General features: G+C 69.5%; 2 protein-coding genes. One reads left to right on the forward strand and one right to left on the reverse strand.

The features are described 5' to 3' along the window. Positions 1 to 121: 121 nt before the first annotated feature. Positions 122 to 913, reverse strand: a complete 792-nt coding sequence (locus tag ACFWPJ_RS31285) for a 3-oxo-5-alpha-steroid 4-dehydrogenase (protein WP_378856892.1) — start codon at positions 911 to 913, stop codon at positions 122 to 124. Positions 914 to 1,018: 105 nt separating this feature from the next. Here ACFWPJ_RS31285 and ACFWPJ_RS31290 point away from each other — a divergent pair, with 105 nt between their 5' ends. Then, positions 1,019 to 1,837, forward strand: a complete 819-nt coding sequence (locus ACFWPJ_RS31290) for a nuclear transport factor 2 family protein (protein WP_378856890.1) — start codon at positions 1,019 to 1,021, stop codon at positions 1,835 to 1,837. Positions 1,838 to 2,078 lie beyond the last annotated feature (241 nt).

Below are 2,078 nucleotides of genomic sequence, written 5' to 3' on the forward strand. Positions count from 1 at the left end.
CTCCTCTGATGTCGTCTCCGCCTCTCCCCGGACCGCCGCCCCGCGCGCCCGCCCCCCCCCCCCCCCCCCGCCGCTGCGCGGCGGGACCCTCCTCGAGGTCGGGTTGTGCGGGGCTGGGTTGTCAGATCACGCCGGGGATCAGGGCTTTGCGGGTCGTGGGGTAGTCGACGAACTTCTCGCGGTACCAGCGGTGCGTCGCGAAGGCGCGCGGCACCAGGTTGCCCGCGGTGATCAGGAAGATGGCCACACCCGCCAGCGACCAGGTGAGCATGGCGAACCCCGCCCAGGCGATCAGTTCGCCCAGGTAGGCGGGGCTGCTGACGAACCGGAAGCCGCCGCCGAACGGGATGCGGTACTCGGCGGCGCCGGGGTTGTCCTTGTCGCGCAGGTTGCGCACGATCGCCTCGGACCGCACCAGCAGCGCGAATCCGCACAGATACACGACGAGCCCGATCAGGAACCGCGGGTCGGTGAGCCAGGCGGTGCCGTACTGATTCTTGTAGTCGTTGCTGAAGAACGCGCCGTTGAGGTAGCCGTGCAGCGAGGTCACGAACACCCCGGCCGCGACCACCGAGAAGTTGAAGCTGCTCTTCTTGCCCGGCACCTGCCGGATCGACAGCGGGAAGAACCAGCCGCGATTGCCGTAGTGCAGCAGCCAGATCGCCGCCAGCACCAGCGGCACCGGTTCGAAGCGGTCGGGGCCGGTGAAGTAGAACACCGCGAACACGACGGTCGCCGGCAGTTCCATCAACCACCAGCCCAGCTTGGGATTGAGATTGAAGCCGATCGAGGTCGAGGCGAAGCGACCGTAGGGACTCTGCGCGAACAGCCCGCCCACGATCACGAACGCGGCGAAGGCGAAGGCGATGGCCAGCACCGTGTCGTAGGTGGTGTTCCCGGTGTACCAGTCCATCGAGATTCCTTTGTCCGACAGCACGCCGGGCACGATCGCCGACGTAAAACTAGAACACGTTCTATCATGGATCCGGCAGGGGGAGCGTAACTATGGAGGACCTACATGCCGTTGGATCGGACCGCTGAAGACCTGCTGGCGGCGGTGCAGGCGTCACCGCGCGCGGTGGCAGCGCACGACAAGGACACCTGGGTCGGCCTGTTCGTCGACAACGCCGCGGTGCACGATCCGTACGGCGCGCGCGAGCACATCGGCCGCGACGCGATCTCGCGGTTCTACAACGTCTTCATCGCGCCCAACTCCATCGTCTTCCGGGTCGAGCGCGACCTCGTCGCCGGGCGCACGGTCGTGCGTGACCTGCACATCGAGACGACCATGTCGACCGGCGCCACCGTCACCGTGCCCATGCACCTGCGCTACGACCTGATCGAATCCGGCGGCGGCTGGCGGATCGCGCGACTGGCCGCGCACTGGGAACTGGCGGTGATGATCCGGCGGCTGCTCGGCACGGGTCCGTCCGGGCTGCTGGCCGGGTGCAAGCTCGGCCCGCAACTGGTCACCGAGCTGGGCGCCGGTGGGGCGATGGGCATGATGCGGGGCCTGCGCGGTGTGGGCGCGACGGGCAAACGGGTCGTCGGCCGGCTGTTCGGCGCCGCCGCCGCGGGCGATGTGGCCGGTGTGCGGGACCTGCTCGGTGCGCGGGCGGCGGTGGAGCTGCCCGCCGGGCGTCCGGTCGACGCGGCGGAGTTCGCCGAGCTCGCGCGAGACATGGAGTGGGACAAGCTGATCGCCGCCGGGCGCACGGTCAGCGCGAGTGTGCGGATCGGCGCGGCGCGCGGGGTGGCCTTCGTCGACTTCGCGGCCGACGAGCCGCGGATCGTGGCGATGACGGTCTTCCTCGATGGTCCGCTGCCCGGCCGCTAGCTGTTTGGTCCGGCCGCCGAGGGCGAACCCCGGCGGCGGCGGACCTGCCCGGCGCCCGACCCGGGTGCGTGGGCCGATCACGGGCGGTAGGTTGGGGCCAAGGCCGAGGTCTGGAGGTTCGTGTGCATCTGCGTGGTGTGGTTCTTCCTGGCGACGAGGAGCGTGACCTGTGGGTCGTCGACGGTGTCGTCACCTTCGAGCCGGTACGTGGGGCTGAAACCCTGTGCAGCACAGGGTGGAT

Origin of the sequence: Nocardia sp. NPDC058497 (genome assembly GCF_042720195.1) — a bacterium.
Lineage (GTDB): Bacteria > Actinomycetota > Actinomycetes > Mycobacteriales > Mycobacteriaceae > Nocardia.

Bases quoted from the DNA above. Each gene is read 5' to 3' on its own strand.
- ACFWPJ_RS31285 (WP_378856892.1), bottom strand. From the start codon at position 913: ATGGACTGGTACACCGGGAACACCACCTACGACACGGTGCTGGCCATC.
- ACFWPJ_RS31290 (WP_378856890.1), top strand. From the start codon at position 1,019: ATGCCGTTGGATCGGACCGCTGAAGACCTGCTGGCGGCGGTGCAGGCG.